Origin of the sequence: Trichococcus sp. (genome assembly GCF_049684335.1) — a bacterium.
GTDB lineage: Bacteria > Bacillota > Bacilli > Lactobacillales > Aerococcaceae > Trichococcus.
Window position 1 is genome coordinate 111,651 of record NZ_JBAVFV010000045.1, and the last position, 15,452, is coordinate 127,102.

General features: G+C 48.6%; 16 protein-coding genes and 1 other annotated feature. Of the genes, 2 read left to right on the forward strand and 14 right to left on the reverse strand.

Annotated elements, in window-relative coordinates; genetic code table 11:
- Positions 1-16: 16 nt before the first annotated feature.
- The 10 genes from kdpA to WBM30_RS08425 form a co-directional block, all read right to left on the reverse strand.
- Complete coding sequence (gene kdpA, locus WBM30_RS08380) at positions 17-1,702, reverse strand: potassium-transporting ATPase subunit KdpA (RefSeq protein ID WP_424900288.1); 1,686 nt, start codon at positions 1,700-1,702, stop codon at positions 17-19.
- Positions 1,699-1,797, reverse strand: a complete 99-nt coding sequence (locus tag WBM30_RS08385; RefSeq protein ID WP_424900289.1) for a potassium-transporting ATPase subunit F — start codon at positions 1,795-1,797, stop codon at positions 1,699-1,701. Before WBM30_RS08385 ends, kdpA begins: the two co-directional genes overlap by 4 nt.
- 161 nt (positions 1,798-1,958) lie before the next feature.
- Positions 1,959-2,714 carry a class I SAM-dependent methyltransferase gene (locus WBM30_RS08390; protein WP_424900290.1) on the reverse strand — a complete coding sequence of 252 codons (756 nt, stop codon included), beginning with the start codon at positions 2,712-2,714 and terminating at the stop codon, positions 1,959-1,961.
- Between the two features lie 46 nt (positions 2,715-2,760).
- The gene (locus tag WBM30_RS08395) at positions 2,761-3,399 is read right to left on the reverse strand and encodes an NAD(P)-dependent oxidoreductase (protein WP_424900291.1); all 639 of its coding nucleotides are present in this window, start codon (positions 3,397-3,399) and stop codon (positions 2,761-2,763) included.
- A gap of 171 nt (positions 3,400-3,570) precedes the next feature.
- Positions 3,571-4,971 (reverse strand): MATE family efflux transporter, encoded by a 1,401-nt coding sequence (locus tag WBM30_RS08400; protein WP_424900292.1) that lies wholly within the window; start codon positions 4,969-4,971, stop codon positions 3,571-3,573.
- A gap of 74 nt (positions 4,972-5,045) precedes the next feature.
- Positions 5,046-5,522: a GyrI-like domain-containing protein gene (locus tag WBM30_RS08405; protein ID WP_424900293.1), complete on the reverse strand. Its 477-nt coding sequence runs from the start codon at positions 5,520-5,522 to the stop codon at positions 5,046-5,048.
- A 97-nt stretch (positions 5,523-5,619) separates the two neighbouring features.
- Positions 5,620-7,149 (reverse strand): ClC family H(+)/Cl(-) exchange transporter, encoded by a 1,530-nt coding sequence (locus tag WBM30_RS08410; protein WP_424900371.1) that lies wholly within the window; start codon positions 7,147-7,149, stop codon positions 5,620-5,622.
- A 360-nt stretch (positions 7,150-7,509) separates the two neighbouring features.
- The gene (gene argS, locus WBM30_RS08415; protein ID WP_424900294.1) at positions 7,510-9,207 is read right to left on the reverse strand and encodes an arginine--tRNA ligase; all 1,698 of its coding nucleotides are present in this window, start codon (positions 9,205-9,207) and stop codon (positions 7,510-7,512) included.
- 121 nt (positions 9,208-9,328) lie between these two features.
- Positions 9,329-9,600: a binding site (T-box leader), on the reverse strand.
- 61 nt (positions 9,601-9,661) lie between these two features.
- Positions 9,662-10,273, reverse strand: coding sequence for a GNAT family N-acetyltransferase (locus tag WBM30_RS08420; RefSeq protein ID WP_424900295.1), 612 nt, complete (start codon positions 10,271-10,273; stop codon positions 9,662-9,664).
- Positions 10,274-10,320: 47 nt separating this feature from the next.
- The gene (locus tag WBM30_RS08425) at positions 10,321-11,079 is read right to left on the reverse strand and encodes an alpha/beta hydrolase (protein WP_424900296.1); all 759 of its coding nucleotides are present in this window, start codon (positions 11,077-11,079) and stop codon (positions 10,321-10,323) included.
- A 106-nt stretch (positions 11,080-11,185) separates the two neighbouring features.
- On the opposite strand from WBM30_RS08425, the gene WBM30_RS08430 reads away from it, so the two are divergent.
- The gene (locus tag WBM30_RS08430) at positions 11,186-11,842 is read left to right on the forward strand and encodes a DNA alkylation repair protein (protein ID WP_424900297.1); all 657 of its coding nucleotides are present in this window, start codon (positions 11,186-11,188) and stop codon (positions 11,840-11,842) included.
- Between the two features lie 12 nt (positions 11,843-11,854).
- Here WBM30_RS08430 and WBM30_RS08435 read toward each other — a convergent pair whose 3' ends face one another.
- The 4 genes from WBM30_RS08435 to WBM30_RS08450 all read right to left on the reverse strand — a co-directional run bounded on the left by WBM30_RS08435 (position 11,855) and on the right by WBM30_RS08450 (position 14,025).
- Entirely contained in the window at positions 11,855-12,391 is a 537-nt protein-coding gene (locus WBM30_RS08435; RefSeq protein ID WP_424900298.1) for a dihydrofolate reductase family protein, read from the reverse strand.
- Positions 12,392-12,579: 188 nt separating this feature from the next.
- Positions 12,580-12,864, reverse strand: coding sequence for a barstar family protein (locus tag WBM30_RS08440; RefSeq protein ID WP_424900372.1), 285 nt, complete (start codon positions 12,862-12,864; stop codon positions 12,580-12,582).
- Between the two features lie 6 nt (positions 12,865-12,870).
- Positions 12,871-13,431, reverse strand: a complete 561-nt coding sequence (locus WBM30_RS08445) for a ribonuclease domain-containing protein (RefSeq protein WP_424900299.1) — start codon at positions 13,429-13,431, stop codon at positions 12,871-12,873.
- Between the two features lie 69 nt (positions 13,432-13,500).
- Positions 13,501-14,025, reverse strand: coding sequence for an SOUL family heme-binding protein (locus WBM30_RS08450; protein ID WP_424900300.1), 525 nt, complete (start codon positions 14,023-14,025; stop codon positions 13,501-13,503).
- Positions 14,026-14,200: 175 nt separating this feature from the next.
- Here WBM30_RS08450 and WBM30_RS08455 point away from each other — a divergent pair, with 175 nt between their 5' ends.
- On the forward strand, positions 14,201-15,436 hold the full coding sequence (locus tag WBM30_RS08455; protein WP_424900301.1) for an MFS transporter: 1,236 nt from the start codon (positions 14,201-14,203) through the stop codon (positions 15,434-15,436).
- Positions 15,437-15,452 lie beyond the last annotated feature (16 nt).

A 15,452-nucleotide genomic window follows, 5' to 3' on the forward strand; every position in this document is an offset into this window, starting at 1 on the left:
TAATTTCCCCTCATCGTTATCGTGTGGCAAAAAAATCTGCAATCGGACCCAGCGTCAATGCCGGCAAGTAGCTCAGCGCCCCAATGATGAGGATGACTCCCAACAGAAAAGCCGTGAACAGGCCATCACTTGTGGAAAGCGTTCCTTCGGTTACAGCGACTTGTTTTTTCCCGGCGAAATTACCGGCTAAATAGATGGACGCAATCATCGGCACGAATCGCGCAATCACCATGATGCCTGCCCCGGCCAAATTTGTGAATAACGTATCCGACTCGAAGCCCGCAAAGCTGCTCCCGTTGTTGTTGGCGAGTGAGGTGTAATTATAGAGCGCTTCTGTAAAGCCGTGCGCACCAGAAGTATGGAGCCACTCCGTGATCATCGGCAGCATAATGGCGACAGCGGTACCGATCAAACTCAACAGCGACGGCGTCAATATGATAACGCTCGCCATCTTCATATCGAATGGTTCGACTTTCTTGCCCAGATATTCTGGCGTCCGTCCGACCATCAATCCCGCTATGAATACGGTCAGCAACACGAATGCCAGCATCCCATAGATGCCTGAGCCGATGCCGCCGAAGACGATTTCGCCTAACTGCATCAAGAACAAGGGCGCTAGGCTTCCCAATGCGGTATAGCTGGACAAGCTGGAATTGGTCGCTCCCGTAGAAGTCGCCGTTGTTGCTGCAGTCCACAGCGCCGATCCGCCAATTCCATGGATCACTTCTTTCCCTTCCATGTTTCCGCTAACCTGCACGCCTTCAAATAGGGGGCCCAACGACCATTCACTGTAGGTCACCAAGGCCAGCAGACCCACGAATAATACCGCCATCGTTATGAAAAGGGCCCGTGCATGCAATCTGTCCTTCACGGCTTTTCCGAAAGTGAAGAGCAAGGATACCGGGATCAGCAAAATGGAAAGCATCTGCAGCACATTCGATAAGGCTGTCGGATTTTCCAAAGGATAGGCTGCATTCGTTCCGAAGAAACCTCCCCCATTTGTTCCCAGAACCTTAATGGCTACTTGGCTCGCTACCGGCCCTAAGGAAATAGAGAACAGCTTTCCGGACTCCAACGCGGTTGCTTGTTGTGCGCCTTGAAAAGTCTGGATGACGCCCTGAGATGCTAGTAAAACGGCCAAGACAGTAGCCAATGGCAGCAGGATGTATAGGACGGCCCGCGTTAAATCCTTCCAGAAATTACCGATTGCTTCGCTTTCCTTTAAGACCAATCCACGCATCACTGCAAAAAGAACAGCAAGTCCGACACTTGCAGAAAGGAAATTTTGCACCGTCAACCCCAGCATCTGCGATAGATAGGACAAGCTCACTTCACCGGCGTATGCTTGCCAGTTCGTATTGGTGATGAAGCTTGCTGCGGTGTTCAACGCTAAGTCCCAAGACATCCCGGCTTTCCCTTCCGGATTCAATGGCAGGAAGCCTTGAAACATCAAGAGCATCCATAAACCGGCAAACCCAGCTAGCGAAAATTGGACGACTGCAAGGGCATACGACTTCGCATCCATCTGTTTTTCTTCATCGACTCCTATGAAACGGTATACAGCCTGTTCTATCGGTGAAAGGATTCGCGTCAGCAGCATTTTTTCCCCTGCCATCACTTTATAGATTCCATTTCCGACAACAGATGCAAGCAGCACCAACAGTACGAAGAAAACGACATATTGCACAACTATCAAGCTCATAGATCTTCACCCCTAAACAACACATAAAATAAATACAGCAATAAGCTCAATCCCAATAAACAGGCAAATATGGACACAATACCCACTACTCCCACTCCCAACTTTCAATTCTTAAGTTCTTACTATGTCAATCATACTGCCAAAGTGTGTTAAGAAAGTGCTAAGGAAATGGACGGCGGTGTTAAGATTGTATATAGATGACGGTTTCAGTCAAAAAAAAGATTCCCTCTTTCGAAGGAATCCGTCTCTGGTCTTACTATTTTGTTTCCCGTTTCTGCAAAATATAGAAAACATAGTTGTAGTAGGCACTGTATTTTTCGAAATGTTTCATTTCCTGGCGGTTCTCTTCCACCAATGCTTTTGCGTCCTCGCTGTGGCCGTGCCTTTCCAGGAATGCCGCTTCATTGGTTTCATAGTAATGGTAGTAGTGGCTCGTCCAGTCCGATTCGGGCAGGATGAAATGCGCCACCGGGATGTAGCCAGCCTCCTCGATTTGAGCGGTCTTCTCAGCGATCGTCCCCATTTCTGGGTAGACTTCGGTCCAATATTTGTCCACGATTTGAGGACGTTCCGGTGTCAGCCAGGAAATTTCGGAAACGACCAAGTAACCGTCTTTTTTCAGCAACGGACGCCATTCCCGGATGCCTCTGGAAAAGCCGATGTTGTAGATGGCGCCTTCCGCCCAGATGACGTCCAAAGATTCCGGAGCGAAGGCAAGCTGTTCCATATCCATTTCCTTGACCGTCAAGCGGTTTGTAATGCCATGTTCCAGGACTTTGTGCTTGAGTATGCTCAAAAATTCCTTGCTGCTGTCAACCGCCGTGATGTGGGCTGGCGTCTGTTCACTCAGCACCATGGTCTGCGCGCCGGTTCCGCAGCCGACGTCCAACAATTGCGCTTGCGGGGTCAATTGAGGCAGAAACTGCAGTGCTTTGATGGTGCTCTGTTGGCTGCCAGGACCTTGGCGCGGGTTGTTTTTATGAAAATCGATGATCAAATCCAATGTTTCCATGAATTCTCCTCCTGATCTACGTTGTCGTACCTGTCAGCGTAAAAATCTATTGCCGTTCGCCGACGACTGTGTAGCGTTGCCTTAGATGTCTTTGCCTTTCAATCTCGTCCACAAATGCGATCGCATAATCCGCGTAACTGATGTAGCTCTCACCTTCGCTGTTCAGCAGTAACGTTTCTGCCCCTTCGGCGTATTTCCCGGTCCGGTTGCCGTTCGGGTCAAAATAAGCGGATGGCGAAAGATAAGTCCAATTGACGTGGCTTTCCTTCAGTAGACTGAGGGCTTTGGCCATGTTCGTCGCAGTCGGTTTGAAAGCCTCAGGAAAATTGGCCGTTTCCATCACCCGGATCGTTTTTCCGGGATCTGCATAAAGGCTGCCGGCTCCACCTACGACTATCAAACGCGTTTCCGGTAGGTGCTCCAATTCATCGATCAAGGACTGAAGCGAGGTGACGTGCTCCTCTTCCATCCCCGTCGGCGCATTGAAAGCATCCACAATCACATCGAATCCTTTCAGATCCTCCACCTGCACATCAAAGATGTCCCTCTCCATGATGGATACGTCTTTGTCGGCGAGCTTGGCGGGATTCCGGATGATGGCTGTCACCTCATGACCCCGGGCATGCGCTTCCTCCAAAATCAACCTGCCTTGCCTGCCTGTCGCTCCGATGATTCCGATCTTCACTGAAACCCCTCCGTCCTGTTCTCAAACATCCTTCTGTCTCCTTCATTTTAGGATTCCGGGGAATAAAAGTAAAGCCGGACACATATCCGTAACCGAAAACAAACCATCCCGCGAATCCATAAAAAAAGCCCCACAGAATCCTTTCGGCTCTGCAAGACTTCTTTTTTCTGATTATTCCGGGATAGAGTCCCCAATTGTATGCGGGTAGATGTTCGCAATGACTTCTTTGTCGATTTTCTTGTTGAAATAAATGCTCATGACCAATGCGAAGACTTCCGCAATCGGAAACGCCCACCAGACAAAAGCAACGTTGCCCATCAAGGAAAGCAGATAAGCTGCCGGCAGCAGCACCACTACCTGGCGGATCATGGAGACCCAAAGACTCAGGCCACCTCTTCCAAAGGCTTGGAACACAGAACCGGAAACGATGTTATAGCCTGCAGCAACATAGCAAAGGCTGATGATCCGCAAAGCCGGAATCCCGATTTCCAGCATTTCATCGGATGCGTTGAACAAGTGCAGAAGTGTGCCGGGCATCAGCAAGAAAACGGCAGCACCGATGAACATGATCGCCATCGCATACCATTTCGACAAGGTAATGGTTTGCTCGATCCGCTCTTTTTGATCGGCACCGTAGTTGTAGGCGATGATTGGAACCATCCCGTTATTCAGGCCGAAAACCGGCATGAATATAAAGCTCTGAAGCTTAAAGTAGACACCGAAAACAGCGGTCGCAGTCGGTGTGAAACGGATCAGAATATTATTCAGGCTCAAATTCAGGAAGGAACCTACAGCCTGCATCAAAATCGACGGACCGCCGATTGAATAGATTTTTTTGATTGTTTGCATATTCGGACGGAACCCTTTAAACGATAAAGTGATTTCTTTATTGAACCTAACGTTGAAAAAGAACGCCAGTGAAGCCGCGGTTATCTGTCCGATCACGGTTGCGATCGCAGCGCCTCTTGTCCCCATCGCTGGAACGCCGAACCAGCCGAAGATGAAAATCGGATCCAAGATGATGTTCAGGACCGCGCCTGTCGCTTGGGTCGTCATCGTAAACAGGGTTCTGCCTGTGGATTGCAACAAGCGTTCCATGCTGACCTGCATAAATATTCCGATCGAGAAGACACAGATGACTTGCAGGTAATCGATTCCGTAAGCGATGATTTCTGCATCCTTCGTCTGGAAGGAGAAATAAAGCGGGATGAAGAACAGGCCCAACGCCAAAAACAGCAAAAAATGCATGGCATTCAGAAAAATGCCGTTATCGGCTGTGCTGTTTGCAGCCGCGTAATCCTTTTCTCCGAGTCGTCTGGAAACCAACGCATTGATTCCGACCCCGGTCCCGACCGCCAGAGCGATCATCAAGTTCTGAACCGGAAAGGCCAAGGATACCGCCGTCAGGGCTTTTTCGCTGATTTGAGCCACAAAGATGCTGTCAACGACATTATATAAAGCCTGCACCACCATGGAAATCATCATCGGAACGGACATGGAGATCAGTAATTTGTTGACGGGCATGACACCCATCTTGTTTTCCGCCATTTCTGGCTGTTTGTTTTGTTGCATATTTTTTTCCTTTCAAAAAAGTGGAGCCGTCTATTCGACGGCTCGCTTTTTTTAGCTATAATATTTTTCAATTCTTATGTTTCATCTGCCTCTTGGATAGGCAATTCAATTTTGGTCAAGTATTCCTGCGGCGTGAAGCCTTCGCCGTTGTAGTAAGTTTCATAGGAGATGCCATTCGTTTCGAAATCATGGAATGCCAACCACTGATCCATTTCCTGATAAATTTTGGGAATTTCATTATAAGGGCCGATGTTCAGACAGGATACACGTTTGCCTGCGGGAATGATCGACATGCGGATATCATCTTGCGGCGGCAACATTTTTACGATCGGATAGCCGACTTCAATTTCGACATTTTGCTTTGTGAATGAGTAATAGATCGTGAAACAGGGACCTGCAGGCAGTTCTTCCAACAAATTCAGATAGGCCAGGATTTTTTCGCGGCAGTCCTCTATCTTCGTCTGCATATTTTTCAGCGTCGTTTCCGTTTTGATGGAAATGATGCGTTGCTCCGGTTGATTGGTCAATGTGATGTCTGAAATTCTTCCCATTTTACAGTACCCCCTCTATCAAGGCTTGCGATGCACCGACTTTAAAAACTTCAATATAAGGATAGCACACTTTTCAGAAAAAAACCGTTTTGATGCATCAAGTGTCGAAAAGTCGCCTCTTTTCCAATTGCTTCAGTTCTTCCTGAACAGTTTTGGCCAGGCCCAGATCTGTCAAAACATGCAACACATCCCCCGTCTGCATAATTGTTTTTCCGGTTGCCACAACATTCTGTCGGCCTCTTCGGATCGAGGTCACCAACACATCCTCTGGCCACCTGACATCACGGATTTCTTTGCCGGAAAAATGACTTTCGGCTCTGATCGGTAGATCAAACAGATATTTTTTCCCGTTGCGCTTACTGTCGTGCGAAGCAATGAGCCTTTCCAAAAGGCTTTCATAGATGGGATCCACACCCAACAGATCAGCGGTGACAAAGGCGCTGAATGAACAAATGGCAAGCGGCATCAACTGATTCATCCCACCGACCATCTCCGTAACCAAAATGATGGCAGTCAAAGGTGCTTTTCCGATGGCTGTGAAATAACCCGCCATCGCAAAAATAATGAAATGCGGCAAATATTGCGGATCGAACGAAAGTAGAGCCAAAGCCGCTTTTCCGTAGATGGCGCCCAAGATTGCCCCCAACGACAAGATCGGCAGAAAAATGCCTCCGGGAACATTCGCGCCGTAAGAGATCATCGAAAATACGAAGCGCAAAACCCATAGGCCAATCAACACGCCCAAGGAGAGTTGCCAATTGCTCAAATGCAGGATCAATTCGCTGCCGCCTCCGATGACCTGAGGAAGAAAATAGCCGATCGGGATGACCAGAATGAATGGCAAGATTGCGTTGTACCGAACCGGGATGAATGGCAGCTTGCTGTAGAGGTTCGGCAAAGACAAGACCACTTTGGTGTAGAGCCAGCCGTTTAATCCCAGAAAGACTCCCAAGCCTATAACCAAACCGTAGTAGGCGATTGGGATCGTGTTCATCATGCCGATGTCCAACGCAGGAGTCAACCCGAAGATGTTCAAGGACACGAAATTTGCCACAAGTGCGGAGGAGAAGGTCGTGATGGCAAGCAAAGGGGAAAAATTATGATGGACTTCCTCGAGAACAAACATCAAGCCGGCCAAAGGAGCATTGAAAGCAGCCGCCAAACCGGCGCCGGCACCGCTCGAAAGCAAAATCTTCTCTTCGACATCATCCCCTTTTGTGAGATTGCTGATGCCTTGTCCCACTGCGGATCCCAATTGGATGGAAGGACCCTCTCTTCCTAAGAAGAGACCCGATCCGATCGCCAGCAGGCCTCCGATGAATTTTTTCCAGAGCACGGGCCACCAGGCAAGGCTGATGATTCCTTGGACTTGCCCCTCCACTTGCGGAATGCCGCTGCCCTTGATGTTGGGTTCACTTTTGACAAGTTTTCCGACGATGACCGCGGCTACCACTGAAAAAATCACCCAAGGGATAAGCCAGATTGGCTGTTCTTGCATATAATGATAGCTTTCAACTACTGTTCCCAATATAAATTCAATGCCTAATCTGAAAAGGCTGACAATAAAGCCAGCTGATAAACCTACAAGTATCCCTTTCGCTAGGTACACGATGCGCTCATCAACCATGAGCTTCCTGTAAATATGCAAAGGTTAGCCCTTCTTTCTGTTGTTTTTGTTCAGTGAAAATCAAAAAACCTAAAACTATATGCATAATTTTAGGCGGTTTTGGTTTTTATCGTATCCTACGCAAACGCGTTCTGAAAAGCAGATACCGCTCCCGTTTCGCAAATAACGTAGTGAACAAAAGAGGTTCACTTCGTTATTTGCTCCAACGTCCGGGTATCTACCCGCGAATCATCTCATCCCTTTTAGTCGAACTCTGAATTGCAGGGGATTCCGCCTAAGCTGACATTACGTCACGGCCAAAAAACGGCCGTTCTCGTAATGTCCTCTTAGTGCTCACCCCCTACCGCAATTCATCGTATCCTACATTTTTTCTGGGGATTGGACTCCTAGGAGTCTTAGGCCTTCTTGCAGGACTGTGGCTACGGACTGGACAAGTGCCAGACGGGCGTTGCGTTTGTCGTCTTCTACCAGCACTTTTGTGTTGCCGTAGTATTTATTGAACGCTTGGGACAAGTGGATCGTGTATTTCGCGATCACGGATGGCTCAAATTTTTCGTAGGCTTGCTGAATGATTTCAGGGAAACTGTTCAACAGTTTTACGACTTCCCATGCGTAAGCATCATCCAGGCCAAGGTCGGCTGCTTCGGTAGTGTCCAGTTCGACTGCTGCTTTGCGCAGGATGCTCAATCCGCGTGCGTTTGTGTATTGGACATAAGGGCCTGTTTCGCCTTCGAATTGCACGACTTCCTCCAAATCGAAGTCGAAATTGTTCAGACGATCATTTTTCAGATCATGGAAAACGACGGCGCCGACGCCGACTGCTTTGGCGACTGCTTCTTTGTCTTCCAATGTCGGATTCTTCTCATTGATCTGTTTCAAGGAAAGCTCGGTCGCTTCGTTCAGGACTTCCTCAAGCAGGATGACTTTCCCTTGACGCGTCGACAGTTTCTTGCCGCCTTGTGTGATCAGACCGAATGGGATATGGTGCATGTTTTCTGCCCAGTCGTAGCCAAGCTCTTTCAGAACGGCTTTCAGTTGTTTGAAGTGGTTGCTTTGTTCATTGCCGACTGCATACAGGGACATCGCAAAATCATAGTTGCGTTTGCGGTAGATTGCCGCCGCCAAGTCGCGGGTGATGTACAACGTTGCGCCGTCCGATTTCTTGATCAAGGCCGGATTCAGATTGTATTTTTCCAGATCAACGATGGTTGCGCCGCGGTCCTGGGTCAGGATACCAGCTTTGTCCAGCAGTTCAACGACTTCATCCATCTTATCGTTGTAGAAAGCTTCGCCGTTGAATGAATCGAAAGTGATCCCCAACATATCGTAGATTTTCATGAATTCCTGCAGTGATTCGGAACGGAACCACTCCCAAAGATGCAAAGCCTCTTCATCGCCATCTTCCAATTTCTTGAACCAAGCGCGGGCTTCGTCGTTCATGGTATCGTCTGATTCTGCTTCCGTGTGGAAACGGACATATAAAGTCAACAATTCATTGATCGGTTCAGCTTTGACTTTTTCTTCGTCGCCCCACAATTTGTAGGCCACGATCAGCTTGCCGAATTGCGTGCCCCAGTCGCCCAAGTGGTTGATTTTGATCGGGTTGAAGCCAACTTTCTTCATGATGTTGGCCAAAGAATTTCCGATTACCGTTGAACGCAAGTGTCCCATTGAGATCGGTTTCGCGATGTTCGGTGAGGACATATCGATCGGCACATTGCCGCCTTTTCCGATATTTGCTGTACCGAATGCTTGCTTCTCGGCCGCAATTTCATGCAGGACTGCATTCGTTACCGCTGCTTTTTCAAGGAACAGATTGACGTAAGGACCTACTGCTTCCACTTTTTCGATGTAAGGATGGTTCAGTTGTGCCGCCAAATCTCCGGCGATGGCTTGCGGTGCCTTGCGCAGTGCTTTCGCTAGTGCGAATGCCGGAAATGCGACGTCCCCGTGCTCTGTATATTTAGGCACTTCCAGCAATTGGTACACTTGGTCATAGGTTAAATGCTCCGGCACCAACTTTTGAATCTCTTCAGCAACAATCTTTTTATAATCCATATTTTTCTGCTCCTTTATTATATGCCTCTGCCTATCCACATAATGAATGGATCACTTGTCTTCTCATAGGTGTCGCACATGCGCGATAACGATAAAAAAAGCCCCTATTCTGCCCTGGCAAAATAGAGACGAACATCCGTGGTACCACTCTAATTCGATAAAGCAATACAGATGGGCTCTGATTATTCTATCCTTTTGAACCGGTAACGGGGCTAAACCGAATGGCGCTACTCACAATCGTTCTTTCCGATCTGTCCGACGAACAGGGGGACCGCGCTTGTTTTCAAGTCATTTTCTCTGAAGTGCGTTTCCTTCTTCACTCTGTTGCGGGCTTCCACCTTCCCCGCTCGCTGTAAACATTGCTCGAAGTACTTTCTTCATCAATGAATGTGATTACTATCTGTAATACTATATCAAAGCCAGCCCTGTTTGTCTAATGGATTTTCATTTCCCATCATTCCGATGGATTTGGCAATTGCTTCGGGCGGCTCATCCAAATGCTTTCCGAATAGTCCATGAAAATTTTTCCAATCCATGATTTTGTCCGATGCACTTCGCGGAAGCCGATCCGTTCGTAAACACTTTGAGCCCGTCCGTTGCTGTCAACGACATCCAAGGCGAAAGTTCGGTAAGGTTCCGTTTCGATCAACTTGAGCAGCATCTGACCGGCAATACCTTGGCGCCGATCTGCTTCATTGGTTGCGACGCACTCAAAATAAAGCGTCTCATCATCGATTGGCAAGGGCTCTCCATATTCTTTATGGAAGCTGAAATAACCGATATGCCCCCAGATGAATCCGAAGTTAGCCAAGAAATCCTCTTTGTTCACTTCCATAGCACGGCGATGGTTGGTCGAACAGCCCACCATCGCTACCGGGCGATCCCCGTCCATTGCAACCCGAATCAGGTCTTCCTGCAGCAATCTGCGGAATCCGCCCAGCAAGCGCTCGGTATCCCGGTGTAACGTTTTCATGTCCTTGTAATAGCTGGTGACGAAAATTTTTCTGACTTCCTCTTTTTGGGCTTCCGTTAATTGGCTCATTTTCGCCATCGTTATTTCTGTCATATTTTCTTCCCTTCATGCAAATCTTGCTTATTATTTGATCCGTCGCATTATTGCTGGCGGTTGTTTTCGATAAATGATGTGATTACTTCAACCGTCAGCTGTTGCTGCTGATTGGCAGAGATGGTTGCAGTCCCATCCCCCGCTTGCATTCCGTAATCACCGAACTGGCCATGATTACCGCCATCCAGCACGATTTCCGTATAGTCATCCGGCAGCTTTTCTTGCGCTTTCTCGTAGCTTTCACGGCTCAGAACTTTATCTTCCGAACCATAGATGGAAATTACAGGAAACGGCGCGTCGGTCAAATCTGCTGATGGATAGGATGCCAGGAAAATCAACCCTGCTACATCATCAGATTGGTCGGCAGCAAAACTGGAAGCCATTACCCCGCCCAGGGAATGCCCGGCGAGATACCAATCCTGGACACTTTCTTCCTGTGCCATAATCGCTTCCGCCGCGTCCGCATCAAAGACGGCCAAATGGAAAGGCATCTTGGCGACGACCACCAACAAATCCGCTTCAGCCAAGCTGCGCAGCAAAGGGGCATAGGCTTCGCTCTCCACTTTTCCACCTGGATAAAAGATGACGCCTTCCTCTGGAACTTCCCCATTCGGTGCAAAGGTGATCGCGTCATCCGTTTCGGTGATCGTGACCGATCCATCCGACTGCAGCGCCTCGACAGCATCCGCCGTAGCTTGGTAGTAGTCATTCGCGTACCAAAAGAACGCACCTGCAGCCATCACAATAACTATAGCCAATCCGATGAGTACTATACGGATCCAGCTGGATTTTCTATTTTTTTCCATGGTATCCTCCTTCGAATCATGATTGCACTTTTACAAAAACTGTTCTAAAGTGATTACGACGAGTGACTTATAAGTCGCACCCACCTATGAAAGGCAGGTTAACACCATGTGGTATGATGGCATTTTTGAATCTTTGCTGGCGTTGCGCGATGAAGAACGCGCTCCCCAGATGTCGGCCTATATGCGTAATCAATTCCCGTTCCTGGGAATCGCGACGGGTCCGCGGAAAGCGGCCTATAAAAAATTTCTTGCAACTGCAAAAAAAGAAAAGAGAGTCGACTTCGATTTCGTCGATCAGTGCTTCGAACGGGATGAACGGGAATTCCAGTATGCGGGCGTCGACTATCTTCTGGCGATCCAAAATTGCCTAGGTCCGGAAGACTTACCGAAGTTGAAGCAGTATATCCAGACAAAATCTTGGTGGGATACCGTCGACGGCCTGGATGGAGTTGTCGGATCAATCGTCCAACGTTATCCGGAATGCAAATCTGTCATCTTGAAATGGAGCGTGGCAGATGACATCTGGCTGCGCCGCGTGGCCATCGATCATCAACTCGGTTTCAAAGGCAAGACGGACACCGCACTGCTGGCGGAAATCATCCAGAATAATCTTAATCAAAAGGAATTCTTCATCAATAAAGCCATTGGTTGGAGCCTGCGCGATTTTAGCAAAACCGCTCCCGATTGGGTGCGCGCATTCATTTCCGCGCATAAGGATAACCTGTCCAACCTGAGCATCCGCGAAGGCAGCAAGTATGTCTGAAACGAGTAGACTTTATTTTTGGATAGGCTCGTAGGTGAGTTGCACCAAGCCGGAATCGAACGTGGTTGCTTCAACCAATTTCAAAGGCAGCTCCTGATTGCTTTCTTTGAACAACGGAATGCCTTCGCCGAGCAGAATCGGTATGATGGATACGGTATAACTGTCGATCAGCCCTTTTTCACGGAACATGTCGATCGCTTCGGAGCCGCCATCGATAAAGATGTCTTTGCCGGGCCTGCTCCGGATCTGATCCAACAGATCGTCGGGAAATCCGCTGTAAAAACGGATTTGACCCTCAGAAGGGCGCTCGGTCCGGGAAAGGACATAACAGTCCCGGCCTGCATGCGGGAAATCCCCGCCGAAAGTCAGTACCTTTTCATAGGTCTTACGCCCCATGATGACCGTGTCTATTGTTTCGATAAAGGCGGCATACCCGTAATCTTCTTCAGCTCTGGCGACAATTTCGAGCCAATCGATGTTTCCGTCCGAATGCGCAATATAGCCATCCAAACTGATTGCGATATACACTTTTACTTTTCGTTCTTCCATTTGATCACCTCATTGACTTGTCTACCTCGTACAATCAACTATACGCTTGGTTGACAATCAAGGAAAGAAATTTTCATTCGGAAATTGACAAAACCGCAAAAAAAGACGATTCTGTGCGAATCGTCTTTTTTGCGTGCAGCCTTGTTTTTAGGTTGACAACCGTGTATTGCCAAGTTTGTTGATTTGAATCAACTTCGGAGTGGGTAGGCCAGGATCAAACGAATGGAGGAGTTGACCGCAGCAATTTCCTTGAACAAACCCACCAAGGAGTACCCGTAGTCGCCGAGTTGATTTTTAACGGTTTGCGGATCATTCAAGATAATCATTTTTTCGGAAAAATCGGTCGTCAGACAATCCCACAAAGCATCAAGATTATTGCCGTAATATTCAGGGAAATGCAATTTTCTTTTCAGATAGGCATGTGTCGTTTTCCGGTCAGTCATCTTGCCGCCGTCCAAACGGATGATTTCCATCTTCAATCACTCCCCCTCCCCGTACAGCTGTTCGAATGATTCGTAATGGTCATCCGTGAAAAAAATCAGTCCGTCATTCGAGTACACGATGCGCTCTGCCCCGCGGTAACCGCCGTTGTAATTGATGTCTGCCTCGTAATAGGTCCTGCCCGATTTCTTCGGAAGCAGGCCCTCGCGATTGCCGTAGAAATCACCGCCGATCGACATCCCATCCGTCACTTCCCACAAGTTGCCTTGAGCGTTGTCCCAGCCCAATGCTTCGGCTTCATCCTTCGTCAGATAGTTAGGTGGCAGTGCGTTGAACTGGCGGATATAGGCCGCCACTTCGTCTTTCGTCGAATAGAACTGCCCTTCCGTGACCCCGCTGCTGGTTATTATTTCGGCTGATTCCTGCGTTTCACTCTCAACGATACCGTCATCAATTGCTTGCGAGCTGCTGGCGGCGATGCTGATCGAAGAATCGGGTGTTTGATCCTCAAAAAGTGAATCGACGCCATTGACCCAAACGGCCAAAATGATCGCCAAAAGCGCGAACAAGCCCTTCATTACGCTATTAAAATTTTTCATCCATTAAACCCCTTTTTGCTAATTGCGTTCCCTGATACGATACAAAAGGAACACCGAATTGTCCAGTACTTACTCGGTATCCTGTTGATCCGTTGCGATCCGTACCATGATTTCGTTATGCCGGAACATCGGCGGCACGAATGGGGCGTTGAAAGACGCCAGCATATAGTTTGAACTGGGCTGGTATTTTTTCTCCTGAAGCCACTGAGTTAACTTTTCCAGCATGTCGCGCTCTTTCCGATCATTCGAAATACCGCCGTACTGGATGACCGCAAAAAGACCGTTGTCAAACTTTTTGACGGTCAAAGCAGGGCTGTTGGGCTGCGGGATATCCTCCCATTCCGCCTTTGGGACAACAAACGCCATCTTCGTGCGATTGTCCGACAGTTCCTGGATCACCGGTACGGTCATGCTGATTTTTCGGTTGGCCTGATTGTCTTTTGATATGTAGCGGAACAAGGTGCCGAATCCGCTGTCCACATCAGGATCAGCGGCGTTGTCGTATTCCACAATGTAGAAATCGCGGTATTCCCGCAATTCGAATGGTTCTTCAGACAGTAGTACGGTGTATTCCGGGCGTTCGTATTTGGCCATGATTTTCCTTCCCCCATTCTGTTCTCTATAGCTGAATTTTACCATGATTTTCTTTTTTCCCGAAAAGATAGGCTGATTGACTGGTTTGGGGCTTGTGCTATCCCTTAACAACTGTTATAAATATATTAAAGACAAATGAGAGCGTTATCACTTTTGATGATGGGAGGCGGAAGCCATGCTGAAGAGTTTTTCTCTAGAGGAAAAAAGTTGGATCATGTACGATTGGGCGAATTCCGCCTACTCCATCATTGTCTCTTCGGTCGTCCTACCGCTTTTTTATAAATCGATCACAACCGGGGAAGGCATCGCCCCGAACTTGGCGGATTCCTATTGGGGCTACGCGACCTCGGCGGCGACATTGGTGATTGCGATCAGCGCCCCGCTCCTCGGGACGATCGGTGATTATCCGAAATGGAAAATGAGGCTTTTCAAAAGCTTCTTCCTGCTCGGCGTTTTCGCAACTGCCGCGCTCAGCTTCACGGACGATTGGCGTCTGCTGCTGACCTTCTACATGCTCACGACAATCGGCTTTTCGGGCGCGAACATCTTCTATGATGCCTTTCTGGTGGATGTCGCGACGGAGGAACGGATGGATCGGGTATCCACATACGGATTTGCGATGGGTTACATTGGGGGCAGCACCATCCCGTTTGTGCTTTCGATCCTGCTGATCATGTTCGGGGAGAAGATTGGCATTCCCAGGACGACTGCCATCAAAGCATCCTTTCTGTTCACGGCTTTTTGGTGGATCACCTTTACAATTCCGATGCTGCGCAATGTGAAACAGCGCTATTATGTTCCGGCTAGCGAACACATCATCCATGACAGTTTCGCCCGGCTTAACCAAACGTTGCATCAGATCCGCAGCCACAAGAAGATGTTTCTGTTCCTGATTGCCTATTTCTTTTACATCGACGGGCTGAACACAATCATCCACATGGCAGCAGTCTTCGGCGACAGTATCGGGGTCGTGTCGGATGTGCTGATGATCGCCGTGCTGGTGATTCCGATTCTGTCGTTTCCTTTCACGATCCTCTACGGAATACTGGCCAAGCGCTTCGGCAGCAAAAAGATGATTTTGGTGGGCATCGTCATTTATCTGTTTGCTTGTCTGCTGGCATTCCGGATGACTACCGCTGTCGAATTTTGGATCCTGGCTACACTGGTTGCAACTTCGCAAGGCGGTATCCAGGCACTATCGCGTTCCTATTTCGCCAAGCTTGTGCCCAAGGAGAACGCCAATGAATATTTCGGTTTCTACAATATCCTCGGCAAATTTGCGGCCATCATGGGTCCGTCACTCTATGCGCTCACAAGCCAATTGACCGGCGACTCGCGCAATGGGCTCGCCAGCATTTCCCTCCTCTTCATAATCGGAGGCGTACTGATGCTGCGCACGGAGGACAATTGATTCCGCATTGCATCTG